This is a genomic window from Lysobacter claricitrinus (genome assembly GCF_045866565.1).
In the GTDB taxonomy this organism is placed as follows: Bacteria; Pseudomonadota; Gammaproteobacteria; order Xanthomonadales; family Xanthomonadaceae; genus Cognatilysobacter; species Cognatilysobacter claricitrinus.
In genome coordinates, this window is the sequence record NZ_BAAFZV010000002.1 from 430,311 (window position 1) to 454,928 (window position 24,618).

The following is a 24,618-nucleotide window of genomic DNA, read 5'->3' on the forward strand; positions in this document are numbered from 1 at the left end:
TCGTCAGCCGTAGGCGGCCGCCAGCGTGCACAGGATGCCGCATACCGCCAGCAGGGCGTGTGCGACGACCAGCCATGCGGGAAGCAGGCGATCGCGCCACTTGTAGGCGAGGCTCATCACCGCGCCGCCGGCGGCGGCGAGCAGGAGCAGCGCGAGGGCGAGCGACGCCATCGGCGGCGCTGTCCCGGTGAAAACCGAATAGGCGAGAAGCGTGAGGCCCGACGCAGCGAGCAGGCCATGCAGCATCGCCAGCCACGCCGGCGGATTGTGCTTGCCGGCGAAGCGGATGCCGGCCATCGTCAGGCCGCCCAGCGCGGTGACGACGAGCAGGATCGCGGCGGTCTGCAGCATGGGCACCTCGAGCGTGCGGTGGACGTCGATGGTCGCCGCGGTGCGTGCAGCGGCGGTGAATCGGCGCGTGTCAGTGCGCCGCCGACACCCGCCACACCGCGTTGCCCACGTCGTCGGCGACTAGGAGCGCGCCGTCGCGGTCCTTCGCCAGGCCGACCGGTGCGCCGTAAAGCTGCTTCTGGTCCTTCGAATAGAAACCGCTGACGACGGTCTGCGGCAGGCCGGTCGGCTTGCCGTCCTTGAAGGGCACGAAGGCGACGATGTAGCCGCTGAGCGGTGAGCGGTCCCAACTGCCGTGCTCGCTCACGAACGCGCCCCTCTGGTAGTGCGCAGGCAGGGCATTGGCGTCGGAGAACAGCAGGCCAAGCGCGGCGACGTGCGAGCCGAGCGCATAGTCGGGACGGATCGCCTTCTTCACCATGTCGGGCCGCTGCGGCACCACGCGTCGATCCTCGTGCTGCCCGTAATAGCTGTAAGGCCAGCCGTAGAAGCCGCCGGGTTGCACCGACGTCATGTAGTCGGGCACGAGGTCCGCGCCGATTTCGTCGCGCTCGTTCGCGATCGCCCAGAGCTGGTGCGTCCACGGATTCCAGCCGAGGCCGGTCGGGTTGCGGATGCCGGATGCGTAGATGCGGCTGCCACCCGTCGCGACATCGACTTCGAGCACGGCGGCGCGGCGATATTCGACGGCCAGACCGTTCTCGCCGATGTTGCTGTTGGAACCGACGCCGACATACAGCTTCGTCCCGTCGGGACTCGCGAGCAGCGCCTTCGTCCAGTGATGGTTGATGGTGTCGGGCAGGTCGGTGAACGTTTCGGCCGGCGCGGTAATGCGCGTGTCGCCGACGCGGAACGGAAACCGCACGATCGCATCCGTGTTGGCGACGTACAGCGAATCACCGATCAGCTGCACGCCGAATGGCGAGTGCAGGTTGTCGACCAGGACGTGCTGTTCCCACGGCCCGGACGCCGTCGGCCGCAGCAGCGTGATGCGGTTGCCGCCTTTGGCCCCCTTGCCCGATTTGGCCTTGATCTTGCCCGCGAACCACTGCTTCGGCGTCGTCGTGGGCTCCGTGCCCGGGCCGTTGCTCTCGACAACGAGCACGTCGCCGTTCGGCAGCGTCAGCAACTGGCGCGGATGCTTCAGCTCGCCGGCGACGCGGTCGATGCGCAGCCCGGGCGCGACGGTGGGCATGTTGCCCTGCGCCCAGCCCACGCCGTCCGGCACCTGCATCGGCGGCAGCAGGAAGTTGCGTGCGTCGGGCAGCGGCGGATTGCTGCCTGACTGCTGCGATGGCTCGAGCGCGGCACGCTGGTCGCAACCCGCGAGAAGCGCGGCGATGGCCAGCGCGAGCACGCGGCGATAACGGAGGTTACTCATGGACGAGCCCTCCGGTCGCGGTGCGGTCCAACGCGGTGAGCACATAACCGACCGCGATCAGCCCGACCGTCAGCGCCGACAGCCATTGCCCCGCGGGCACTACGGCGTAGGCGTCGCGGCTGTGCACGAACGCATTGAAGATGGCCGCGACGATCGCGAACAGGTTCAGCCAGAAATCGATGCGGTGCGCGCGCGCAACGTCGCGGCGCGACGTGATCCACACCTGCACCAGGTTCACGATGCGCGGGATGATCGCCGCGAACAGGCCGATCACGATCAGCCACGCCGCCGCCTTGGTCCACATGATCTCGGCGCTGCGCGCGTAGGTGATGTCGAAGATCAGCGCGGCGACGAAACAGCCGAACGGAATCGGGTTGAGCAACCCGTAGATGACGTTGCCCGCGACGAAGCGCGGCGGTGCGGTGGTGCGCATGGACGGCGGCCTCGCGACGGGACTCTCCGGTTCGGGCGAACCGGCCGGGAGCACGCTATCCACGGCGATGTCCAGAGCGTGTCAGTGAACGGTGTCGCCGTGCGGGGCCGGCCTGAGCGCCTGCGCTTCTGCCCGTTCGCTAGTCCGCCAGCGGGGCACTCGCCGGCCGCTCGGCGGCCCGATGCGGACGCAGCGCCTTGACCGCATACATCGCGCGGTCGGCGTGCACCAGCAATGCCTCGGACGTGGCGCCGTCGTCCGGGAAGCAGGCGATGCCGATGCTGGCGTCCAGGTGGATGACGCCTTCGGGCAGCGCGAACGGTGCCTGCATGTGGCCGCGCAGCGATTCGGCGATCAGGCGCGCGGCGGTCGCGTCGCGACATCCCGGCAGCATCGCGACGAACTCGTCACCACCCACGCGCGCGAGGAGGTCGCCCTGTCGCAAAGCATGCTGGAGACGACGCGCGACATCGCAGAGAACGAGGTCGCCCGCGGCGTGGCCGGCCTGGTCGTTCGCGTTCTTGAAGCCGTCGAGGTCGATGTAGAGCACGGCGAGCCCGGTGCCGGTTTCCGCGGCGCGTTCGAGCGCAAGCCGCAGTTCGCGTTGCAGGTGGTAACGGTTCGGCAGGCCGGTGAGCGGATCGTGGCGGGCGAGGTGCTCGAGCTCCGCCTCGGCGCGGCGCAGGTCGGTGATTTCGCGGCCGACGGCAATGCGCACGCCGTACTGCGGCAGCCACCGCGCCGACCACTGCACGTCGACCGCACGTCCGTCCTTGCGCACGTACCGGTTGCGGAAATGCCGCTGTGGCGTGCCGTCCATCACGCGCCTGGCGGCCTCCAGCGTCGACTCGCGATCGTCCGGATGGACGAGCTCGATCATGCGGCGTCCCAGCACTTCCTCGCGCGTGTACCCGAAGATGCGTTCGTACGCGGCGCTCACGTGCAGGTAGCGGCCGTCGGCGTCGACGACGCACACGGCGTCCGGCAACAGGTCCAGCACTTCGACGAGCGGGGGCAGGGTGACGGGCATGGCCTCCTCAGCGGATACGCGAGCGTTCCGCGCGGACTGGATCGAGTATGCGGCAGCGACGCGGCGTCGGCTCGTGCCTCGTTATCGGCCGCGCGGCCGCTGCGTGCAGCGCGCGATGCGCGGCGTCAGATGCGGCGCTTGTGGAAGTAGACCTGCTCGGCCGCCCAGCGCAGCGGCGGCGAGTACAGCAGCAGGTCGAACGGCCAGTCGAACTGCAGGCGGTCGTACGCCCAGCGCAGCGCGCGCTTGGTGCGGAATCGCGGTGCGACGTCGACGGCGACCTGCTCCGGCGGCGGCCCGCCATCGCGCCGAAATGCCGCGATCGCACGTCCCACCGCCCAGCCGTGTTCCCACGCCGAATGGATGCCACCCGCCGTGACCGGCGAGACGATGCCCGCGGCATCGCCGATCAGGATCGCGCCGTCGCGCGCCATGTCGATCACCGGGCCGCTGCACGGAATCAGTCCCGCGCGGGTCGCGCCGGGCTTGAGGTGGCGTGGCAGTCCGCCCGCCTGGCCGACGCGCAGCAGGAAGCCCTCGATATCCGGAACGCGCGCGTTCGACGGATCGTGCCGGAGCGCAAGCCCGGCCTGGATGCCGGTCGGGCTCTGCGCGATCCAGCCGATATAGCCGGGCGCGTAGCGCTTGCTGATGAAGCAGTGCAGCGCGTCGGCCTGCGCGAGCTTCGCGCCAGGGAAGTCGTACTCGACGCCGTACAGGAACTGGTGCACTTCGCCCAGGCCGCAGCGCCGCGCCACGCGCGAGCGCGCGCCGTCCGCGCCGACGAGATAGCGCGTGCGCCCGACGCCTTGCACATGCCAGCCGCCTTCGATGCGCTCCGCATCGGTGAACGCGCAATCCAGGCGCAGGTCGACGCCGTGTGCGCGCAGCTGCTGCGCCAGCCAGCGCATCACCTGCGGCGTGTCGGTGGTGAGGAAGTAGTAGCCGGGCGCGGCGAGCGCGACCTGCTGCAGGTTCGGCGCGTACAGGCGCACCTGTTCGACGCGACGCGTCATCGACGCCGGCACGCGGTTGAGAAGCGTCTGCTCGGCCGCCTCCTTCACGATGATGCCGGTGGTATGCAGCTTCTCGCCCGGATCGCGCTTGCGTTCGAGCACGACGACGCGCAGGCCGCGCTGCACAGCCGCGAGGGCGCACGCGGCGCCGGCAAAACTCGCGCCGACGATGACGACGTCGGCATCGAAATCGGTGTTGGCGGACATGGCGCTCCGGTCGATGGCCCGCGTGCAGGATCGACGCGCGCGGCGAGGCGACGATGGCCGCCGCGTGAAGTGAACTTGAAGTCGCGCTCGGAACGCCCTTTACGCACACCGGCCGCTATCCGGCCAGCGGTCGGCATGAATACGTATGCAGGCGACGTTGTGCAGGTGCACCTGCGCGGATAGTCGTCCCGCCTCCATGCCGGACGTGTCCCATGACGAAGTCGCGCTTCCACGTCGTCGCCTCGCTGGTGGTCGCCCTGCTGCTGGTGGCCGCGCCCGTCATGCGCGCGCACGCGTCGATCGATGCCCGCACCCTCGGCGGCCGCTACGACGCCACCAGGGCCAACATCAATTTCCGCGTGTATTCCTCGCGCGCCACGCGCGTCGAGGTGTGGATCTACAAGACCGCGTCCGGCGCGCAGGAAGTCGTGAAGTACGTGATGACCAAGGACGCCGCGACGCAGGTTTGGTCGAAGACGGTCTCCGTATCCACGCTGCAGACCACGTACGGCATCACCGGTCCTGTCTATTACGGTTACCGCGCCTGGGGGCCGAACTGGACCTACAGCAGCACCTGGACGAAAGGCACGTCGACCGGTTTCGTCAGCGATGTCGACAGTGCGGGCAATCGCTTCAATCCGAACAAGCTCCTGCTCGATCCGTATGCGCGCGAGGTCAGCCAGGATCCGCAGACAGCGACCTGCCGCGACGGCACGATCTACGCGAGCGGCGCGACCAACCGCGCGAAGGACAGCGGTGCGTGCGCATCGAAGGGCGTCGTCATCGCTGCTGATACGACCAGCATCGGCACCAAGCCGACACGCGCGTTCAAGGACGACGTGATCTACGAAGTGCACCTGCGCGGATTGACGATGAACGACACGTCGCTGGCGTCGTCGATCCGCGGCACCTACGCGGGCGCAGCGAAGAAGGCGTCGTATCTGGCTGGCCTCGGCGTCAACGCGGTCGAATTCCTGCCCGTGCAGGAAACCCAGAACGACAGCAACGACGTCGACCCGAACTCCGACACCGGCGACAACTACTGGGGCTACATGACGCTCGGCTACTTCGCGCCGGATCGCCGCTACTCGTCGGACAGGACCGCGGGCGGCCCGACGCGCGAATTCAAGGCGATGGTGAAGGCATTCCACGACGCCGGCATCAAGGTCTACATCGACGTCGTCTACAACCACACGGGCGAAGGTGGTGCATGGGGCGGCACCGACGGCCGCACGGTCTACAACGTGCAGAGCTGGCGCGGCCTCGACAACCCGACCTACTACTCGCTCACCAGTGATTTCCAGCAGTCGTGGGACAACACGGGCGTCGGCGGAAACTACAACACGCACAACCCGGTCGCGCAGGACCTGATCGTCGACTCCCTCGCGTACTGGCGAGACGCACTCGGCGTCGACGGTTTCCGTTTCGACCTGGCGTCGGTGCTCGGCAACACCTGCGAACACGGCTGCTACAACTTCGACAAGATGGACTCGAGCAATGCGCTCAACCGCATCGTGCGTGAGCTGCCGCCGCGCGCCGCAGGCGGCGGTTCCGGCATCGACCTGATCGCCGAGCCGTGGGCGATCGGCGGCAATTCGTACCAGGTCGGCGGTTTCCCGACCGGATGGTCGGAATGGAACGGCGTCTTCCGCGATGACATCCGGAAAGCGCAGAACAAGATGGGCGTGGCCAACGTCACTACCGGCACGCTGGCGACGCGTTTTGGCGGATCGTGGGATCTCTACGGCGACGACGGACGCAAGGCGTGGAATTCGGTGAATTTCCTCGTCGCGCACGACGGGTTCACGCTCAACGATCTCTATGCCTACAACACCAAGCAGAACAGCCAGCCGTGGCCGTATGGGCCATCGGACGGCGGCGAGGACAACAACAACAGCTGGGACCAGGGCGGGGACGTGCTCGCACAGCGCCGCGCGGTGCGCACCGGCTTCGCGTTGATGATGCTGAGTGCCGGCGTACCCATGATGACCGGCGGCGACGAAGTGCTGCGTACGCAGTTCGGCAACAACAACGCCTACAACCTCGATTCGCCCGCGAACTGGCTGTACTGGACGCGCAGCACGATCGAAGCCAACCACCAGACGTTTTCGTCACGCCTCGTCGCATTCCGCAAGGCACATCCGGCATTGCGGCCGGCGAACCAGTACTCGGGCGTCGACAACAACGGCAACGTGATGGAACAGCTGCGCTGGTTCATGCCCAACGGCCAGCAGGCGACCAGTGCGTACTTCACCGACCCGAACAACCACGCGCTGGCATGGCGCATTGACGGTACCGAATTCGGCGACACGGCCAGCGCGATCTACGTCGCCTACAACGGCTGGTCCGCCGACGTGAACTTCACCCTGCCGTGGCCCGGCACCGGCAAGAACTGGTATCGCGTCACCGACACCGCGACGTGGAACGAAGGCGCGAATACGGTGGTCGCACCTGGCAGCGAAACGCTGATCGGTGGCGAGAACACGGTGTACGGGCTGCAGGCGCGATCAGTGATGTTGTTGATCGCGAAGTGACTCGTCTGGTCGGTTGCACTCGAGCGCTGCCCGGCATCGGCCGGGCAGCTCAGCAATCTTACGAGTGGAGACGGTACGCGATCGCGTACTAGCGCCTCACCGCCAGCACGCCGTCGAGCGCCAACTCCGCACGAAAGCCCGCCGCCTTCAGGCGTTTGGCGACTTCACGCGGCACGTCACGGCCGCTGGTCAATGCGTTCGGTGCGCCGGTGTAGTGGAAGAGGCGGGCGCCGCGTCGTGCGACACGCGCGAGCTGGTCGTAGAACACTTTCGAGTACAGCTCGCCGGCGATGCCGAAGCGCGGTGGGTCGTGCAGCAGCGCGTCGATGGATGCGTCGGGAATGTCACGAATCGCTTGCGACACGTCTGCGTGCGTGAGTTCGAGTCGACCACCCGAGGCCGGTGCGTCGGGATCGGGTGACCACGGGTTCAGCGTGCGCAGCCACAGCACGTTGTCGTTCTTTTCGAACGAGCGGATGCGGGCGACGCCTGCATCAAGGCAGCATGCGGCGAAATAGCCGAGACCGCCGCAGGTATCGAGCACCACCTTGCCGCGTGGCTCGACCAGCGCCACCTTGCGACGCGCGTCGTCGAGCGGCGAGGCTTTCGACGTCGGCAGCATCTTGATGCCGTCGATCTCGAACGTCGGCACGCCCCATTCGGTCGGCACCAGTTTGATCAGCGAGCCGGCGTAGCGCGACACCGGTCCAAACGCGTCGCCGTCCCAGTGATAGATGGTTCGATCTTTCAGCGCATCGGGATACGGATAGCCGATGCCGTTCCATTGCCAGTCGTTGGCGGCGAGCGTCGCGATGCCGGTCGAGCGACCGAGATCGAGCGAGCCCGTCCATTGCGCCGCGCCGTCGTTGCGCGCGCGCAGCAACGCCTCGGCGTCGGGACGGGTCAACAGCGGGCCGGTGTAGTGGGGCACGTCGAATCCGGATCGGCGCGACGGCAGGCCCGCCGCGGGAGCGACACGATAGCGGTAACCCGGGGATGCGACGAAAACCGGCTCGCGAGTACGCGTGTCGAACCGGACGCTATCCGCCGCGCGAGCGCACCGAGCGCCAGGCGACCGCTTCGGCAAACCCGTTCGTGGCCTCGCTGCGTTCGAGGGTCGCGCCGATCGGCTGGAACAGCCACGGCACGATCGACGGGTCGAGCTGGGCGATCGCGTCGACCGCGTAGATGCCGAAGCAGTCCGGGTCGACCATCTCCGAATCGTCCTCGTCACCGGCGAAGAAGCGCCAGCCGGAGTCGCCGGGCCAGACCGGATGCGAGCGGTACATCCATCGGATCGGGGCGTGGTCGACCATCACCCGGTGGCTCGCGATGCAGCCCCCCAGGTCGGTGACGTGCGGAAGAAGTCGTCCTTCCGGCAGTAGCACAGCCGATTCCCCAGTCCATCGGTCGATATCGCTGCGTCGACGGTGTTGGCCCGACCGCTGCCAACCGCCGCGTCGCCCCGCTGGCAGTCTGGACCAGCCGCCGCGATACGCGCGCCGGCTTGCACCAAAGGGCAGGGTTTGGCGACGAGCGGGCGTTTGGCGTCCGCGAACGTCACGTAGGCCGCGCGAATTCCGGAGTGAGCGCCTCGAAACCCGCGAATCCAGCCCTGCTGGCGTCAGGCGCGCAAGCCGCCGGCGTTGTCGACCGACGGCTCGGCGTCCTCGTCGTCTTCCGGGTCGCAGTCGGCGTCCTCGTTCTCACCGAAGCCGATCTTTTCCACCACCGCCGTGCCCAGCGCCTTGCGCGCCAGCGGGTCGTAGGCGCGCGTGCAGCGCAGCTCGGTGAGCACCTGGAAGTCGCCGCGGTCGGCGGTGAGCGCCAGCACCCAGTCCTTCACCTGCCGCTTCGCGCCCGGGCTCAACGGATCCGATGCGCCGGCAACCGCGATGAAATTGCTGGTCTGCGTGCCCGGGAATACGGCTTCGAAGTCGGGCTGGCCGTCCGGGCCGCAGGTCGATGCCAGGCACAGCACCTGGTACTGCGCGCTGCCGCCGGCGAGGCGCTCGAGTTCGGCATACGTCAGCGGATCACCCGGCCGCACGACGCGCTTGTGGTGCAGCACGGGCGTGAGGTCGACCGTACACGTCGGCGAGGTGAGCTCGACGTTGATCCACACGATCGCGCGGTCGGCGGTCTCGACGTCGATCGTGCAACCGGCGATGCGGTAGGTCGACGTGGTCGCGGTGGCGTCGTCGGGCTCGCCCGCGATGCGCTCGAAGATGTCGAGGCGGCGGCCGATGTTGTCGGCGTCGAGCACGCGCGCCAGGCGCTGCGCGTCGCTGAGTTTCGCGACGTTCGCGCGCGACGGCGCGATCGCCGTCGTCGCCGTGGCTGCGGGCGGCGGCGTGGCGGCGTCGCGGCTGCAGCCGCTGGCAAGCAGCAGGGCGGCCAGAAGCAGTAGAAGGCGATGGGGCATCGAATACACAGGCGGGGCGAACGCAGGCGCAATGGTAGGCGCGCGACGGAACAATCGCCGAGTCCGCGTGGCGCGACTGCCGACGCCGGTCACAGCCCCGCGCCCCAGCGGTACTGCCATGCCACGCCGAGCGCGTCGAAGTTGTTGTGCGTACGCGCCGACACGCCGCTGCTGGCGGTGACCTTCACCGAATTGCGCCGGTTCAGCGGCTTGGCCAGCACGAAACCCAGGCGCGCGTTCTGCTGCAGGTCGTCGTTGACGACGCCGTCGATCGCGCTGCGGCCACCGGCGAACAACGTACCGTCGAGCGACAGCCACGTGCCCGACGCGAAGCCGTAGATCACGTGCGCCTGCACCGCATATACCGGCCGTTGCGAGCGCGTGCGGTCGCCGAGGAAGTCGTCGTTGTGGGTGAAGAACGTGCCTGATGCCTGCAGCTCCAGCGTCCACGGCCCCGTCGCCTTCGACACGCCGATTTCCGGCTTGATCGACCAGCGATGGCTGCTGATGTTGACGATACGCGTCGGGTCGTACTGCCCCCATGGCGGCGCGACCTGCACGCTGGCGCCGACGATCAGGTCCTGCTTCCACGTGCGGAACGCGGTCGTGTCCAGCGCGGGCGCGCCGAGCAGGTTGATCGACACGCGGAACGCAGGCCGGGCGAAACCGCGCACGTGGCGGTCGACCGGCTGCCGCTGGTAGTTCGCGGTGCCGTCGAGCTGCGTATACGGCGCGATCGCATCGAACTTGCCGGAGCGGCCGCCGAAGTCGAGCACGCGTGCGTACGCGACCACCAGGCTGTTGGTTTCGAGATGCGCGTCGGTAATCGGCAGCGAGGGATCGAACGACGGGCCACCACGCGTCAGCACGTTGCCGACGATCACGAAGTTAACGCCGACGGGTGCGTTCGAATACGCACGCGGCTCGATGTCCTGCGCGCGAATCGTGAAAGCAGCAAGTGCAAGTAGCGTCGCGACCGCGAGCCGCATCGCGAAACGCTGCGTGGCCGCGCGCAGTCGAAGCGTCGGGCGGGCCGATGCTAGAGTCGGTCGCCTCGCGCACAGCAACGCCGGAGCTTGGTCGACATGAGCACTGCACCGTATCCGATCGGTACGCCGGGCCGCCCGTGGGGCGACACGGAAATCGCCACGTGGCGCGCCGCGCAGACGCGGAAGCGCAGCTATGCGGACGAGGTCGTGACGTCGATCGACGCCCTGCGCGCGCGCTTCGACGTCGAGCAGTACGGGCAGCTCGACTACGACGGGGAACACTTCCCGCTGCTCGCGATCCGCAGCCGGGACTGGCGCGACGATCTGCCGGTGGCGCTCGTCACCGGGGGCGTGCATGGCTATGAAACGAGTGGCGTGCATGGCGCGCTGCAGTTCGTCGACCGGCATGCGCAGGATTACGCCGGTCGCATCAACCTGCTGGTGGCGCCTTGCGTCAGCCCATGGGCGTACGAGCGCATCCATCGCTGGAACGTGCATGCGACGGACCCGAACCGGTCGTTCCGTGAAGGCAGCAAGGCGGAGGAGTCCGTGGCGCTCATGCGTCTGGTTGCGCCGATCCGCGATCGCACGCTGGTGCACATCGACCTGCACGAGACCACCGACACCGACGAGACCGAGTTCCGTCCCGCGCTGGCCGCGCGCGACGGCAAGCCGTTCGAACCCGACGGCGTGCCCGATGGCTTCTACGTGGTCGGCGATACCGAGAACCTGCAGCCCGCGTTCCAGCAGGCGATCATCGATGCCGTGGCGCGCGTGACCCACATCGCGCCCGCGGACGCGAACGGCCTGATCATCGGCTCCCCGGTGGCGGGTCATGGCGTCATCAACTATCCATTGAAGCAACTGGGCCTCTGCGCCGGCATCACCGACGCGCGCTACGTCACCACGACCGAGGTGTATCCGGACAGCCCGCGCGCGACGCCGCAACAGTGCAACGATGCGCAGGCCGTGGCCGTCTGTGCCGCGCTCGACTACGCGCTCGCGCATCGCTGAAGCCACTGCATCGAACGCGAAAAGCCCCACCGGAGCGGGGCTTTTCGAGCCTGTCCAAAGACGGACGCGCTACTTCGCGCCGGCCTGCACGCCCTTGTCGACGACCAGCTTGACGACGACCTTGCGTGCGTTCGCGTTGCTGCCGGAGCCCGCTTCGGCGTGGACGCCCATGCCGTCCGGTGCGCGCACGCGACCGGGCATCAGGCCGCCCTTCTGCTGCAGGAAGTTCGCAACCGCATGGCCGCGCGCGGTGCTGAGCTTCTGGTTCGCCGCGGGGTTGCCGGTGGAATCGGTGAAGCCCTGCATCACCACCTGGTAGCCCTTGGTTTCCTTCGCCTTCGCCGCGAACGCCAGCAGGTCGGACTGCGCCTTCGACGACAGCTTCGCGCTGCCCGAATTGAACAGCACGTCGACAGTCGCAAGCGCTTCGTACGTGCCGAAGTCGTTCATGCGGTTGTTCATGTCTTCCATGCTCTTGCCGGTGCCGGCACGCACCTGCCGCGCGGTCTTGAGGTCATCGGAGGTGAACGAGATGCCGGTGGCATGCTGCATCGAACCCATCGACACGAGGTCGGCCGTAATCGGCAGGCCCGGGAGCAGCGTTCCCTTGTCGACCTTGTCATGGATCACGCCGGTCAGGCCCTTCTTCTGCTTGTAGGTCGTCTCGGGCGTCACCGTGATGGTGTGGTCGACGCGGTTGGTGTCGCGCACCGTGATGGTGTCGCCCTGGATCGCGGTGATGTAGCCCTTGATCGTGCTCTTGTCGCCGTCGGCTGCGAACACCGGCAACGCGGCCAGCATGGCCACGAGTGCGGCGATCAGCATCACGTACTTGGAACGCTTACTGGTAGTCATGGCAGTGCCCTTCTGGCTGGTTCGGGATGCGGCGTGTCCGCACGGCATGCCGGCATTGGCCGGCCGACGTCGTCGGCGCAACGCCGATGCGGATACAGCGGCGTCGCGACCGAGCCCGGAGCACGGGCCATGGACGCAGCGGGAGCCTCGCGCAAGCCCGATGGGCGCGCCATTGACTCTTGGTGAACCGGTCGATTCCCCTTCGGGCACGGTCCGTTGCGGACCGTTTTGAACGGCGATTCCACGCCGCGGGTCGACGCTGAACGCGCGCGTCAGCCCACGCCGACGATGCCTTCAGGCGTCGCGCCGCTGCCCACGGCGGGTGGCTGGACAGACACCGGCATGACGATCTCGCAACGCACGCCATCGGCTTCAATTGCGTACAGCGTGCTCGCGCCGAGCTGGTAGGGCAGGGCGCGTTCGATCAGTTCGCGTCCGTAGCCGCCACCCTGCACCGGTGCGTCGGGATCGATGCGCATACCGCTTTCTTTCCAGACCACCTTGAGCCGCGGCGCACCGTCATCGCCCGCGAGCAGCGTCCAGCGCACCTCGAGTCGCCCGTTCGCCGCCGACAACGCACCGTACTTGAGCGCGTTGGTCGCGAGTTCGTGCAGCGCGAGTGCGAGCGTCTGCACGGTGCCCGAGCGCAGGCGGACGTTGGGCAGGCCATCGAGCACGACGCGGCCGTCGTCCTGCGCGGCGCGCACGCCGGAGATCGCGAACATCTCGGCCTGCAGGATTTCCTCGAATGTGACGCGATCACTGTCGTCCAGCCGCGAGAGCAGCGACTGCGCGCGCGCGAGCGCGTCGAGCCGGTCGCGGAAGGTCGCACGGAAATCGACCAGGCCGCCGCTGTCTCGCGCCGTGCGGTCCGCTAGCGCACGAACCACCGCGAGCAGGTTGCGCGTGCGGTGCTGCAGTTCCGCGACCAGCACCGACTGGCGATGCTGCAGCGTCTTCATCTCGTGGATGTCGGTGCTCGAGCCGAGCCACGAATCGATGCGGCCTTCGACGTCGTGATGCGGCTCGGAACGGCTGCGGTGCCAGCGGTACGACCCGTCGGCCGCGCGCAGGCGGTGTTCAATGTCGAGCCGGCCCGTGGCGTGCGCGGCGATCCATCGAGCGTGCGTGTGTTCGCGGTCCTCGTCGTGCACGACATCCATCCAGCCGGTGCCGAGCATCTCGTCGCCGGACTGGCCCGTATACGTACTCCACTGCGGGCTTGCCCACGTGCGCTGGCCATGCGCGTCGGTACGCCACAGCAGCTGTGGAACGCCCTGCACCAGGATGCGTTGCCTCGCTTCGCTGGCGGCCAGGGCGGCCTCGGCACGACGCGCATCGGTGACGTCGTTGAACAGCACGCCGGCGAGGTCGTGATGGTGCTCGGCACGGAACACGCGGTACGCGAGCACGCGCCCGGTACGCGGCGCGAGCCACTCGAACTCTTCCGGTTCGCCGGTGTCGAGCACGCGCGCGACGACGTCGAGCCAGCGCGCATCGAACTCGGGATCGATTTCGCGCGCGGTGCGACCCAGCATCGCCTCGCCCACCATGTCGTCGGCGGCCGGGTTGCGTTCCACGTAGCGAAGGTCGACCACGCGATCGTCGTCGCGGCATGCCCGCACCACGTAGAACGCTTCGGACATGCTGCGGAAGAGGTCGCCGTAGCGACGCTCGTGCATGCGCAGGTCGTCGCGCGCCTGCACGAACCGCCGCTGCAGCTCGAACATCTGCAGCAGCAACAGCGCGAGCACCGATACGGTCGTGACCAGCCCGTACATGCGGCCGACGTAGACGCCGAGCTGGTAGCGCCCGGTGACCAGCAGGCCGCTGAGCGCAAGGTCGATCGCGTCCGCCGTGAGCGCGACGGCGATCCACAGGTCGATGAGGCGACGCTCGCGGGCGCGGCGCGCCATCAGCGCGATCGCGATGACGTGCAGTACCCACGCAAGGGCCAGGAGATGCAGCCGGGTCGCCGAGAAGCGCGAGCCGACGATCAGCGGCGGCAGCCAGCGATCCGAGACGACAGTGATGACCGCCAGCGAGGCGACGGCCGCGAAGGTGGCCGCGTATGCGTGGCTCGCGCGCACCGCCTGCGCGTTCGCCTTGCGCGACGCACTGAAGATGAAGCCGAGCACGAACAGCGGAAACACGCCGTGCCACGCCATCCACAGCCACGCGGGCGTCTGCCGGTTGCCGAACAGCGTTCCCGGCACGAAGGCGTCGGTCACGCTCAGGCCGTGCACCAGTGCGGCGGTGCCAGCGAACGCATAGCCGCAGCCGAGCCAGATGTAGGCCGACGACTGCAGCACGCGGTACTGCCCGTGCAGCAGCACCACCGTGAACAGCGACAGCGCGGCGATCGCGACGTCGTACGCCGTCATGAACGCCGGGATTGCCGGCCACTGGCGCGTCGCGAACGGCGCAGTCAGCAGGAACGCGACCGCGAGGATGCCCACCAGGATCCGCGCGACGCGGATGTCGCGTGGACGCGCCTTGAGGTTGCCCAGCAGCGGGAAGGCGCCCGGGTCGTGCATGTAGGCGGGAAGGTCGCGGGCCGGCATGGTGTCCTGGATCGGGGGCGACGGCTGCATCGAGCGCATCGCGGCGACGCGACCTTAGCGCAGCGGCGGTGGCCGCCGCGCGGACCTGCGTCGCGCGTCGATGGATCGGTGCAGCGGCGGGCGTCGCGACGACAAGGTCGGCCGTCGACGTGAAGGCCGTCGATCGGCCGTCGGACGGCGTATGAAAGCGGTCGCGCTCTGCCACACTCGCACGCGCTCCGGCCGCTCGCGGCGGGAATGCCGCCACGGACGGGCGGGGCACGGAGGCGCGGGCCGGATCCGCGCAGACACACATGGACGCATAAGGAGATGGACGTGTCGCAGAAACCGATCGCAATGGAACTGAGCGACGATCACCTGCATGCCGTGCGGTCCGCACTGGACCGCATCGAGACCGCGCTGCCCGCGCTGGTGGCACTCGACCCCGCCGAACGCCGGTTGCTGGTCACCATGGGTGCGAAGTCGGAAGCATTCGCGCGGCAGGCGTTGCGCGTGCTCGAGCACAACCCGAAGATCGTGCCGCCCGGATTCGATGTCGCCGGTGCGCAGGCCGACCTGCGCGCGGTGGAGCAGCTGCGGCCGTTGCTCGAGCGCGTGCAACATCTCGCCGCGCGCCTTGACGACACCGTCGCCGCACTCGGCAGCGACGTCATGGATGCCGCGTTTGAAGGCTATGCGCTGATCAAGCTGTCGGGCGGCGCGCTTGGCCTCGACGAACTGCGTCGCGAGCTGTCGAGCCGCGGGCGCTGCGATCGCAGGCGGTCGGCGGAAACGGCCTGATACCGTCGCGAAAAGGGTCGACGGACATCGCGTCCGCCGACCCGCATCGCTCATGCGGTGAGCGATTCGATGTCGATGACGAAACGGTACTTCACGTCGCTGCGCAGCATACGCTCGTAGGCCTCGTTGATCTCCTGCGCGCGGATCATTTCGATGTCGGCCACGATGCCGTGCTCGGCGCAGAAGTCGAGCATCTCCTGCGTCTCCGGAATGCCGCCGATCAGCGAGCCCGCGATCGAACGACGACCGAAGATCAGCACGCCGATGTTCGGGCTGGGATGTGGATGCTCGGGTACGCCGACCAGGCACAACGTGCCGTCGCGCTTGAGCAGCGTGGTGAACGCGTCGAGCTGGTGGCTCGCCGCCACGGTGTCGAGGATGAAGTCGAAGCTGCGCGCGTGCGCGGCCATCGCGCCGGCGTCGCGCGACACCACGACCTCGTCCGCGCCCAGCGCATGCGCGTCCTGGCGCTTGCTCTCCGACGTGGTGAACGCGACGACATGCGCGCCCATCGCGTGCGCGAGCTTGATGCCCATGTGGCCGAGCCCGCCGATGCCGACGATGCCGACCTTCTGCCCCGGCCCGACCTTCCAGTGCCGCAACGGCGAATACGTGGTGATGCCGGCGCACAACAGCGGCGCCACCGCCGCGAGCTGCTCCTTGGGATGGCGGATGCGCAGGACGAAATGCTGGTCGACGGTAATCCGCTGCGAATAGCCGCCCAGCGTGTGGCCGGGTGGATCTTGGGTCGGACCGTTGTAGGTGCCGACGAATCCGTTCTCGCAGTACTGCTCCAGCCCTTCGGCGCAGGACGCGCAGCGCTGGCAACTGCCGACCAGGCAGCCGACCCCGACCGTCTCGCCGACCGCGAAGCCGTTCACGTCGCTGCCGACCGCGCTCACCGTGCCGACGATCTCGTGGCCCGGCACGCAGGGATAGCGCGTACCCGCCCACTCCGACTTCACGGTATGCAGGTCCGAGTGGCAGACGCCGCAGTACAGGATTTCGATCTGCACGTCGCGCGGGCCGACGGCGCGGCGCTGGATGTCGAGGGCGACCAGGGGTTTGTCGGCGGCGTGGGCGCCGTAGGCTTTGACGGACATGGCGGGATCCTGCGGGCGGCGGACGAAGCCCCGAAGGCTACGACGCTCCGCGTTACACCGCAGCGACGCCGGCGCGCCGATGCATTCCAGCCGTGCCGCGCAAAAAAAAAAGGGCCGGCGAACCGGCCCTTCCAGACGCATGACCGACTCAGCGGAAGATGCCGTACAGCACGTCGGCAATGACCCCCGACGCCACCGACACCATGTACGCATCGCCGTCCACGCGCACCCAGCGGTAGCCGCGCGGCGGCAGGCGCAGCTGGTAGGCATGCGGGTCGATGTAGTACTGGCTCACATAGAACGGCGGCGGCATGCGCGTGCCGACGTGCCAGCGCTGCACCGCATAGCCGCGTGGCGCGACGTAGGCGTAGGCCGGGCGATAGACACGACGCGGCGTGTAACGCGGGGCATAGCGATTGTCGTAGCGGTTGTCGTAACGATTGTCGTAGCGGTTGTCGTAGCGGGACGACGAGCTGTAGCGATGGTCGTTGTCGTAACGCTCGTCGTGGTGGCGACGCTCGTCGTGATCGCGATCGTGGTCGTCGTCATTGCGGCGATCGTCGCGGCGGTCGTCATGCGACGCGTGGCGGTCGTTGCCGCGGTCGTCGTGGCGGTCCGCGGCGGCGGCAGGCAGTGCGATCGCGGACGCGGTCGCGAGGAGCAGCGCTGCGCCCAGTGCGGTGATCTTGGTCATCTTCATCGGGTCTCTCGGTGCGGGGATCGCAGGCGCAGCTTCCGCAAGAGCGGCCGTATCGAAACTGAATAGGTCGGGGTGCGCGTACTGCCGGTTCAGCCGCCGGTTGCCGCGCTGAAGCGACGGCGTGACGCCGGCGACCTCGATGTCAACCGAAGGTGACCCGATGCGTGGGGAGCGCCGACGCAACGACGCGCGCGCATCCGTCGCAGCCCTTCTCTGGCGGACGTCGGGGGCCTGGCGTCGCGAACCGGCCGCGACCCCGCAACTTCACGGACGCGGTGGCGTCGTCGCGCTGCCCGAGCTCGAGCTGCCCGAGTCATCGTCGTCGCCGGACGAGGTATCCGACGACTGCGACGAGCTCGACGTGCCGGAATCCGAGCCGGCGAGGTTGGCGCGGCCCGTCAGCACGGACGAACCGCCCGCGCCGGATCGCCCGCGCACGTCGTCCGAGGTGCCGATGGCGCTGTACGCACCGACCGCGAGCGGGCTCGGGTTCGGGCGCGCGTTCGCGCCGGTCATGGGATTGGACGCGGGCGGTGTGTTGGCCGACGTGGTTTCGGTCGTCGCGCAGGCGGTCAGCGCCGCAAGCATGGCGGGAAGGAGCAGGCGGTGCGGACGCATGGGGAGCCTCCGGGGTGCGGCGTCCGGGCCGATCCCGGCGCCGCGTCTACGCTAGTCCCCGGGGCATCAGGGGCAGGCGAAGATCCGGTGGCGCGGGCGAGGCACCGATCGTTGCGCCTGGCACGGCAGTGCGCGCTTCGCACCGCGGTTGTTGATGCGACGTTGAGCCCGTGTCGACCAGCATGCGGCTTTCGTCGCGGGCTGCCGACATGCGCATCGAAGGGTCATGCCACTGCGGACAGGTGCGCTTCTCGTGCGACGCGCCATCACCGGCGCCGTACCAGATCTGCTACTGCTCGATCTGCCGCAAGACCGCGGGCGGAAGCGGCGGTGCGATCAACCTCGGCGCACGTTCGGACACGCTGCAGGTTGAAGGTCGCGAGCACCTGGGCATCTACCACGCGCGCATTCGCCAGGAAGACGGCAGCGTGCATACGAGCAGCGGGCAACGGCACTTCTGCACCGGCTGCGGCAGCGCGCTGTGGCTGTTCGATCCGCAGTGGCCGGAACTGGTGCACCCGCACGCGTCTGCAATCGACACGCCGCTGCCCACGCCACCCGAGCGCGTCCACATGATGCTCGGTTCGAAGGCGAACTGGGTGCACGTGCCGAGCGGCAAGTACGACGCGCACGCCGACGAGTACCCGGATGAATCGCTCGAGGACTGGCATCGTCGCCACGGCATGTACGACGGCGACGATGCTCCGAAAAGCGACTGAGGTCGCCGGGATCAGCCCGGCAGCGACGGATAGTCGACGTAGCCCTTGGCGCCGCCGCTATAGAACGTGTCGGGGTCCGGCTCCGCCAGCGCCGCGCCTTCGCGGAAGCGGCGCACGAGGTCGGGATTGGAGATGAACAAGCGCCCGAACGCCACCGCGTCGGCACGGCCTTGCCGCACCGCGGCCTGCGCCATGTCGAGGTCGTAGCCGTTGTTGACGATCCACGCGCCGCGAAAGCGCGAACGCAGCGACTCGTAGTCGAACGTCTGCACGTCGCGCGGTCCGCCAGTCGCGCCTTCGACGACATGCACGTAGGCAACGTTCAAGGCATCCAGCCGTTCGACCGCTCGCTCGAACAGCGGTTGCGGGTTGGAGTCGGCGATGTCGTTCGAGCCGGTGACCGGTGCAAGCCGCACGCCCACGCGATCGGCGCCAATCGCCTTGACCACCGCCGCGGTCACCTCATGCAGGAAGCGCGTGCGGTTCTCGATGCTCCCGCCGTAAGCGTCGTCGCGCAGGTTGGTGCGGTCGCGCATGAACTGGTCGATCAGGTAACCATTGGCGGCATGGATCTCGACGCCGTCGAAACCCGCGTCGATCACGTTGCGCGCGGCGGCGGCGAAGTCGGCGACGATGCCGGGAATTTCCTCGATGGCGAGCGCGCGCGGTTCGGACACGTCGACGAAGCCTTCGGGCGTGAACGTCTTCGTGTTCGCGCGTACGGCGCTGGGTGCGACAGGCACTTCGCCCGGCGGCAGCAGGCTGGTGTGCGAGATGCGCCCGACGTGCCACAGCTGCACGACGATGCGTCCGCCGCGGCGATGCACCTCGTCGGTCACTTTGCGCCACCCTTCGATCTGCGCAGCGGTGAACAGTCCGGGCGTACTGATGTAGCCCTGCGCGAGCGGGTTGATCTGCGTGGCCTCGGTGATGATCAGCCCCGCGCTCGCGCGCTGGCCGTAGTAGTCGACCGCCAGCGGCGACGGCACCAGGCCTTCGACGGCGCGGCTGCGGGTGAGCGGCGCCATCACCACGCGGTTGGCGAGGTCGAGCGCGCCGATGCGGATCGGGTCGAACAGCGACGGCGCGTGTGCGTCGACGACGGGTTGTGCGGACGGTGACATGCGGCGGCCTGGAATGATGTTGGGGGGGGTCAACACTGGGGCCGCGGACGTGGCGTGACAGTCGTCGCCACGTGCACGCTGCGTTGCGCCGGCGCCACCTATCGACGACCACTGCTCGAAAACCGCTGCATTCGTTGCGTCCGGCTCGCGGCATAGCGCGCGCCTATCGGAGCGATGGATACAAATGACGTGACTGTCGGCGTCGAAATCCGCAGGCTTGCGCACCGAAGCGGCGCACGCCGCGCCTGAAGGAAACAGCCATGTCGCTTGAAAAGGTTCTCTACACCGCAAACGCCAGCGCCACCGGTGGCCGCGATGGCCGCGCCGTCTCGTCTGACAACGTGCTGGACGTGCGCCTCGCCACGCCGCGCGAACTCGGCGGTGCGGGCGGCGAGGGCACCAATCCCGAGCAGCTGTTTGCGGCCGGCTATTCCGCCTGCTTCCTCGGCGCGATGAAGTTCGTCGCCGGCCAGCAGAAGATCGCGTTGCCGGCGGACACGCGCATCGACGGCAGCGTCGGCATCGGCCCGATCCCGGCCGGTTTCGGCATCAACGCGACGCTGCGCGTGCACGTGCCGGGCCTGCCGCGCGAGCAGGTCGAGGACCTCGTGCACAAGGCTCACCAGGTCTGCCCGTACTCCAACGCCACGCGCAACAACATCGATGTCGAGTTGATCGTGGTTTGACGCGATCGCCGGGTAGGGAATGCGGCATCGATATCGCCGTTGCACGGCCGCCGTGCTTGCTCGGACGGCGCGACGGCCGATGTTCGTCATGTTGCTGCGGTCGCGCCTGATCCAGCGGCCGGGTTATCGCTTCGTTCGTGCGGAACTCGTGCGTGTGCCCGCCGTGCGTGCTCGGAGGGTCGCCCGGCGAGCGCCGGCGGCCGGTCTGTCCAGCGGTGGCCGCCGCTCTCGGCGTGGGCTGTCGAACCTAACAAAGGTCTTTCCCGCTGGGGCCAGCGGCGGCCGTCAGCCGCGCGCCGTATCGGTCGCGAGTGTTCCGCACCGCATACCCCCCGCCCGGAACCCGCCGTGCGGACTGGTTGAACGGCTCATGCCCGTCGTCGCCCCGTGAGGCGCGTCGGTCGACACCGGGGCCCGGCGTTCGATAGATTGCAGCGATGAACGCCGCCATGCTCGATCGGACCCGCGCCCCGGGCCGGCTGCTCGTCGTCGAAGACGAGTACCTCATCGCCGACGAGATGCGTCGCGATCTCGAAGCGCTGGGCGCGAACGTGATCGGTCCCGCGCCGAACGTCGCCACCGCGATTTCGCTCATGCGTGGCGGGGCAATCGACGGCGCGATCCTCGACATCAACCTCGCCGGCGAAACCGTATTCCCGGTCGCTGCCGCGCTCGAGGAACGCCGCATACCGTTCGTGTTCTGGACAGCCTACGAATCGTGGACGCTGCCCAGCGAGTTTCGCGACCGTCCGCGTCTCGCCAAGCCCTCGAGCGCCGAAGAAGCGCTGCGCTGGCTGCGGCCGATGCCGGTCATCGAAACGGTGCAACCGCCGGTGCGTCGCCGCCCCGCGCAGGCACTGGCCGATGTCTTCGTGACTGCGCACGGCGACTATCTGTTCCGGCTGCACGCCGGCGGCATGCCGCAGGAAACCGACCTCGCGTGGGTCGGCCTGGCGAGCATCGACCCCGCGCAGTGGAGCGTGAAGCTGCGCATGGGCGTCGAGCCGGGTGTTTTCTATCGCGTGCCGCCGCGTTACCTGCAGGGGCTGTGGTCGGAACTTGCGGTCATCGGTTGAACGGTGCGCAAGGCGCCACGCGCGTGAGCCACGAATGACGCCTCGTCTGCTGATGACGCCGCGCTCGCATTTCTCGCGCAAGGTGCGGTTGCTGGCCGATGGCCTTGGCATCGCGCTTGATCTGGCGGATGCGGGGAACGTCGCGGACGCCGATCCCAAGCCGTTCGGCCCGAACCCGCTGATGAAGGTGCCGACGCTGATCGACGGCGACCGCATCGTGTTCGACTCCGACCACATCGCCGCGTGGCTGGTACGCAGTCGTGATCCGCAGGATCGCTTCGACGTCCTCACGACCGATCCCGACGTGCTCAACGCACGCGCCGTGATGAACGGAATGATGGCGATGGGGGTCGAACTGGTGCTCGCCGCGCGCACGGGACTCGACGTGGCGCATCCACGCTTCGAGAAAATGCGGCATGCGATCGATGCGGGACTGGACTGGCTGGAGGCGCGCGCATCGCTGTTTGCCGATGCGCCGACGTACCTCGGCCTGCACCTGGTCGCGATGTGCGACCACCTCGCGCTGTACGGGCTTGCGCGGCGGGATCGTCCGTCGCTCGCGACGCATGTCGAAGCGCTCACCCGCTTGCCGTGGGTGAGCGCCTCACGTCCGACGTAACGCTTACTTCTTCGCGCTGCCGCTCTTGCCGGCCTTCGCGGTCTTGACGCCGTCCAGCATCGCCTGCACGTGCTGGTTCGGGTTGAGGTCGGAGTAGACGGCGGCGATCGTGCCATCGGGCGCAACCACGTACGACGTGCGGTTCGACCACTCCGGCTTCTTGTCGAGCACCGCGTCGTACGTCTTCGCGATCTGCGCGCCCGGATCGGCGCCCACCGCGAACTTGCCGCCGCAGTGTTCTGTTTCCTTGGAGAAGTCCGAAAGCTGGTCGATGTTGCCGGCGCTCATGCCGATCACCGTCGCGCCCTCGGCCTTGAACTTGTCGCTGGCTTCGGAGAACAGGTGCGCTTCGAGGTTGCAGCCCGAGGTATGCGCGGCCGGGAAGAAGTAGACGACCACCGGCCCCTTCCTCAGCGCCTTCGACAGCTCGAACGTGAAAGGCTTGCCGGCGAGATAGGCCTGCGCCTTGAAGTCCGGCGCCTTGTCGCCGGCCTTGAGGGCGGCCATGGCGGGCGAGGCGAGCGCGAGGGTGGCGATGGCGGCGAGCGTGGCGCGATGCAGGGCGTTCATGGCGGGGTCCCGTTGGCAGAGGCGACCGTTATACGCCAGCCGCAGCACGCCGGCATCGGGTGCACGCGCGGCCGACGAGCGTAACGAAGCGGCGCCCGTTCATCGGCCGAAGACGCGGCCGACGGATCTCATACATCCGCATCACGACGGCGAAACGGCGCACTTGGTGTATTCATCGTGCGTCCCTGGACGGGCCGCAGCGCGCACCAACTGGGTCGAGGTCGCGTCTCTCCAATGAGGGCTTGAACCCCGGACTTCTCTCGGGTCCGGGGTTTTTTATGCGCGTTGCAAGTGGACGTCGAGCCACTGCACCGCGCTGTCGACCATCGCGTCGGTGAGTTCATGCCCGCCGTCCTGCACGACGAACGATGTCGCGATGCCGAGCGCCTCGAGTTGCGATGCCGCGTCGCGCGCGTCGTCCAGTGCAAGCGTGTCGTCGTCGCGGCCGTGCACGATCAGTGCGTCCAGCGATCGCACCGCGTCGACATCGACAGGCTCGAGGTCCGGCAGCAATCGCCCCGCGATCATCACGAAACCCGCGACGCATCCCGGCGACGTCAACGCGGCGCTGGCGGCGAGGATGCCGCCCTGGCTGAAGCCGCCGACCCATGTCAGCGCGGGTGGCACGTCGAAATGCGATTGCAGTTGCGCGACGAAGTCGACCAGGCGCGAACGCGCTTCGGCTTCCTCGTCCTCGACCACCTGCAGGCCGTCGTCGCTGATGCCGACGCGATACCAGCCGGTGCGTCCGCCGCTGATCGAGCGATAACCGCGCGGAAGCGCGACCAGCGTGCCAGCCGGTGCACGTGCACCGAGCGCCGCGAGTTGCGTCTCGTCGGCACCGACGCCGTGCAGCAGGACGAGCAGCGCCTGCGGTGCATCCGGTCGCGGCTCCAGCGTCGCGTACGAGAACGCGTAGTCGGCCGATTCAACGGGGTCGCCAATGGCGGCGGGCGAGGGCGCGGGAGTCATCGTCGCGGATGCTGCCGAACGCGCGGTGATGCCGGGGTCGCGCGCGGTTCCGTGCATCGGTCACACTGTGATGGTCGCCACGCGCCGGGATCGCCATGAAGGTCATCGAAGTCCGCCATCCGCTCGTGCAGCACAAGCTCGGCCTGATGCGGCGCGCCGACCTGAGCACCAAGGAATTCCGCGACCTCGCGTCCGAAGTCGCGACGTTGCTGACCTACGAGGCCACCGCCGACCTGCCGACCGAAACCGTGCAGGTCGACGGCTGGGCCGGCCCGGTCGACGTGCAGCGCATCAAGGGCCGCAAGGTCACGCTGGTGCCGATCCTGCGCGCGGGCCTGGGCATGCTGCCGGGCGTGCTTGAACTGGTGCCTGCGGCGAAGGTCAGCGTGGTCGGCCTGCAGCGCGACGAGGAAACGCACGCCCCCGTCGGCTATTACGAGAAGCTCGTCGGCGGCATGGGCGATCGCGTCGCGCTGGTGCTCGATCCGATGCTCGCGACCGGCGGCTCGCTGATCGCCGCGATCGACCTGCTCAAGGCCGCCGGCGCGACGCGCATCAAGGCGCTCTGCCTGGTCGCGGCGCCGGAGGGTCTGCGCGCTGTCGAGGCGAAGCATCCCGACGTCGAGATCGTCACCGCGTCCATCGACGAACGTCTCAACGAACGCGCCTACATCCTGCCGGGGCTGGGCGATGCGGGGGATCGCATCTTCGGTACCCGCGCGTACTGAGCCGTCGCGTGAGCGCGGTCACCTTCCGGCGCCGCGAACCGGGACTTTCGGCCTAGAAGGCGGCCCGCCGCGCGGCCGTATGCTCCGGGATCGACCCGCACCGGCATTTTCCGGTGCCACCCGG

25 protein-coding genes are annotated in these 24,618 nt (G+C 68.4%); 8 read left to right on the forward strand and 17 right to left on the reverse strand.

Annotated features, from left to right (window positions below; genetic code table 11):
- Positions 1 to 3 precede the first annotated feature (3 nt).
- From ACKTTN_RS06800 to ACKTTN_RS06820, 5 genes are all read right to left on the reverse strand, one after another.
- On the reverse strand, positions 4 to 351 hold the full coding sequence (locus tag ACKTTN_RS06800) for a hypothetical protein (RefSeq protein WP_407909121.1): 348 nt from the start codon (positions 349 to 351) through the stop codon (positions 4 to 6).
- A 70-nt stretch (positions 352 to 421) separates the two neighbouring features.
- Positions 422 to 1,732 carry a PQQ-dependent sugar dehydrogenase gene (locus ACKTTN_RS06805; RefSeq protein WP_407909122.1) on the reverse strand — a complete coding sequence of 437 codons (1,311 nt, stop codon included), beginning with the start codon at positions 1,730 to 1,732 and terminating at the stop codon, positions 422 to 424.
- Positions 1,725 to 2,165 carry a DUF2231 domain-containing protein gene (locus tag ACKTTN_RS06810; protein ID WP_407909123.1) on the reverse strand — a complete coding sequence of 147 codons (441 nt, stop codon included), beginning with the start codon at positions 2,163 to 2,165 and terminating at the stop codon, positions 1,725 to 1,727. Before ACKTTN_RS06810 ends, ACKTTN_RS06805 begins: the two co-directional genes overlap by 8 nt.
- A gap of 139 nt (positions 2,166 to 2,304) precedes the next feature.
- On the reverse strand, positions 2,305 to 3,195 hold the full coding sequence (locus tag ACKTTN_RS06815) for a diguanylate cyclase domain-containing protein (protein ID WP_407909124.1): 891 nt from the start codon (positions 3,193 to 3,195) through the stop codon (positions 2,305 to 2,307).
- Between the two features lie 125 nt (positions 3,196 to 3,320).
- Positions 3,321 to 4,418, reverse strand: coding sequence for an NAD(P)/FAD-dependent oxidoreductase (locus tag ACKTTN_RS06820; protein ID WP_407909125.1), 1,098 nt, complete (start codon positions 4,416 to 4,418; stop codon positions 3,321 to 3,323).
- Between the two features lie 212 nt (positions 4,419 to 4,630).
- On the opposite strand from ACKTTN_RS06820, the gene ACKTTN_RS06825 reads away from it, so the two are divergent.
- Complete coding sequence (locus ACKTTN_RS06825; RefSeq protein WP_407909126.1) at positions 4,631 to 6,952, forward strand: alpha-amylase family glycosyl hydrolase; 2,322 nt, start codon at positions 4,631 to 4,633, stop codon at positions 6,950 to 6,952.
- A gap of 88 nt (positions 6,953 to 7,040) precedes the next feature.
- Here the strand turns inward: ACKTTN_RS06825 and ACKTTN_RS06830 are convergent, their stop codons facing one another.
- The 4 genes from ACKTTN_RS06830 to ACKTTN_RS06845 form a co-directional block, all read right to left on the reverse strand.
- Positions 7,041 to 7,883: a class I SAM-dependent methyltransferase gene (locus ACKTTN_RS06830; protein ID WP_407909127.1), complete on the reverse strand. Its 843-nt coding sequence runs from the start codon at positions 7,881 to 7,883 to the stop codon at positions 7,041 to 7,043.
- A 109-nt stretch (positions 7,884 to 7,992) separates the two neighbouring features.
- On the reverse strand, positions 7,993 to 8,340 hold the full coding sequence (locus ACKTTN_RS06835) for a DUF2185 domain-containing protein (protein ID WP_407909128.1): 348 nt from the start codon (positions 8,338 to 8,340) through the stop codon (positions 7,993 to 7,995).
- A gap of 236 nt (positions 8,341 to 8,576) precedes the next feature.
- Positions 8,577 to 9,377 (reverse strand): hypothetical protein, encoded by an 801-nt coding sequence (locus ACKTTN_RS06840; RefSeq protein ID WP_407909129.1) that lies wholly within the window; start codon positions 9,375 to 9,377, stop codon positions 8,577 to 8,579.
- Between the two features lie 89 nt (positions 9,378 to 9,466).
- Positions 9,467 to 10,366, reverse strand: coding sequence for a transporter (locus ACKTTN_RS06845; RefSeq protein ID WP_407909130.1), 900 nt, complete (start codon positions 10,364 to 10,366; stop codon positions 9,467 to 9,469).
- Positions 10,367 to 10,462: 96 nt separating this feature from the next.
- Here ACKTTN_RS06845 and ACKTTN_RS06850 point away from each other — a divergent pair, with 96 nt between their 5' ends.
- The gene (locus ACKTTN_RS06850; RefSeq protein WP_407909131.1) at positions 10,463 to 11,380 is read left to right on the forward strand and encodes a M14 family metallopeptidase; all 918 of its coding nucleotides are present in this window, start codon (positions 10,463 to 10,465) and stop codon (positions 11,378 to 11,380) included.
- Positions 11,381 to 11,449: 69 nt separating this feature from the next.
- Here the strand turns inward: ACKTTN_RS06850 and ACKTTN_RS06855 are convergent, their stop codons facing one another.
- Together ACKTTN_RS06855 and ACKTTN_RS06860 are read right to left on the reverse strand one after the other, a co-directional pair.
- Entirely contained in the window at positions 11,450 to 12,235 is a 786-nt protein-coding gene (locus ACKTTN_RS06855) for an OmpA family protein (protein ID WP_407909132.1), read from the reverse strand.
- A 272-nt stretch (positions 12,236 to 12,507) separates the two neighbouring features.
- Entirely contained in the window at positions 12,508 to 14,829 is a 2,322-nt protein-coding gene (locus tag ACKTTN_RS06860) for a PAS domain-containing protein (RefSeq protein ID WP_407909133.1), read from the reverse strand.
- Positions 14,830 to 15,114: 285 nt separating this feature from the next.
- Between ACKTTN_RS06860 and ACKTTN_RS06865 the strand changes: the two genes are divergently transcribed.
- Positions 15,115 to 15,579 carry a hypothetical protein gene (locus tag ACKTTN_RS06865; RefSeq protein ID WP_407909134.1) on the forward strand — a complete coding sequence of 155 codons (465 nt, stop codon included), beginning with the start codon at positions 15,115 to 15,117 and terminating at the stop codon, positions 15,577 to 15,579.
- A gap of 50 nt (positions 15,580 to 15,629) precedes the next feature.
- On the opposite strand, the gene ACKTTN_RS06870 is transcribed toward ACKTTN_RS06865, so the two are convergent.
- The 3 genes from ACKTTN_RS06870 to ACKTTN_RS06880 all read right to left on the reverse strand — a co-directional run bounded on the left by ACKTTN_RS06870 (position 15,630) and on the right by ACKTTN_RS06880 (position 18,000).
- Positions 15,630 to 16,682 carry an NAD(P)-dependent alcohol dehydrogenase gene (locus tag ACKTTN_RS06870; RefSeq protein WP_407909135.1) on the reverse strand — a complete coding sequence of 351 codons (1,053 nt, stop codon included), beginning with the start codon at positions 16,680 to 16,682 and terminating at the stop codon, positions 15,630 to 15,632.
- 148 nt (positions 16,683 to 16,830) lie between these two features.
- Complete coding sequence (locus ACKTTN_RS06875; RefSeq protein ID WP_407909136.1) at positions 16,831 to 17,382, reverse strand: RcnB family protein; 552 nt, start codon at positions 17,380 to 17,382, stop codon at positions 16,831 to 16,833.
- 264 nt (positions 17,383 to 17,646) lie between these two features.
- A complete protein-coding gene (locus tag ACKTTN_RS06880) occupies positions 17,647 to 18,000 on the reverse strand; it encodes a hypothetical protein (protein WP_407909137.1) in 354 nt (117 codons plus the stop codon).
- 209 nt (positions 18,001 to 18,209) lie between these two features.
- On the opposite strand from ACKTTN_RS06880, the gene ACKTTN_RS06885 reads away from it, so the two are divergent.
- Complete coding sequence (locus ACKTTN_RS06885; RefSeq protein ID WP_407909138.1) at positions 18,210 to 18,719, forward strand: GFA family protein; 510 nt, start codon at positions 18,210 to 18,212, stop codon at positions 18,717 to 18,719.
- An 11-nt stretch (positions 18,720 to 18,730) separates the two neighbouring features.
- Here ACKTTN_RS06885 and ACKTTN_RS06890 read toward each other — a convergent pair whose 3' ends face one another.
- Positions 18,731 to 19,843, reverse strand: coding sequence for an alkene reductase (locus tag ACKTTN_RS06890; protein WP_407909139.1), 1,113 nt, complete (start codon positions 19,841 to 19,843; stop codon positions 18,731 to 18,733).
- A gap of 260 nt (positions 19,844 to 20,103) precedes the next feature.
- Between ACKTTN_RS06890 and ACKTTN_RS06895 the strand changes: the two genes are divergently transcribed.
- The 3 genes from ACKTTN_RS06895 (at position 20,104) to ACKTTN_RS06905 (ending at position 22,224) form a co-directional block, all read left to right on the forward strand.
- Positions 20,104 to 20,529, forward strand: coding sequence for an organic hydroperoxide resistance protein (locus tag ACKTTN_RS06895; RefSeq protein WP_407909140.1), 426 nt, complete (start codon positions 20,104 to 20,106; stop codon positions 20,527 to 20,529).
- Between the two features lie 449 nt (positions 20,530 to 20,978).
- Entirely contained in the window at positions 20,979 to 21,605 is a 627-nt protein-coding gene (locus ACKTTN_RS06900) for a response regulator (protein ID WP_407909141.1), read from the forward strand.
- Between the two features lie 34 nt (positions 21,606 to 21,639).
- Entirely contained in the window at positions 21,640 to 22,224 is a 585-nt protein-coding gene (locus ACKTTN_RS06905) for a glutathione S-transferase family protein (protein ID WP_407909142.1), read from the forward strand.
- Between the two features lie 3 nt (positions 22,225 to 22,227).
- Here ACKTTN_RS06905 and ACKTTN_RS06910 read toward each other — a convergent pair whose 3' ends face one another.
- Both ACKTTN_RS06910 and ACKTTN_RS06915 read right to left on the reverse strand, forming a co-directional pair.
- Positions 22,228 to 22,794, reverse strand: a complete 567-nt coding sequence (locus ACKTTN_RS06910; RefSeq protein ID WP_407909143.1) for a peroxiredoxin — start codon at positions 22,792 to 22,794, stop codon at positions 22,228 to 22,230.
- A gap of 276 nt (positions 22,795 to 23,070) precedes the next feature.
- Positions 23,071 to 23,823 (reverse strand): alpha/beta hydrolase, encoded by a 753-nt coding sequence (locus tag ACKTTN_RS06915; RefSeq protein ID WP_407909144.1) that lies wholly within the window; start codon positions 23,821 to 23,823, stop codon positions 23,071 to 23,073.
- Between the two features lie 38 nt (positions 23,824 to 23,861).
- On the opposite strand from ACKTTN_RS06915, the gene upp reads away from it, so the two are divergent.
- A complete protein-coding gene (gene upp, locus ACKTTN_RS06920; protein WP_407909145.1) occupies positions 23,862 to 24,494 on the forward strand; it encodes a uracil phosphoribosyltransferase in 633 nt (210 codons plus the stop codon).
- Positions 24,495 to 24,618 lie beyond the last annotated feature (124 nt).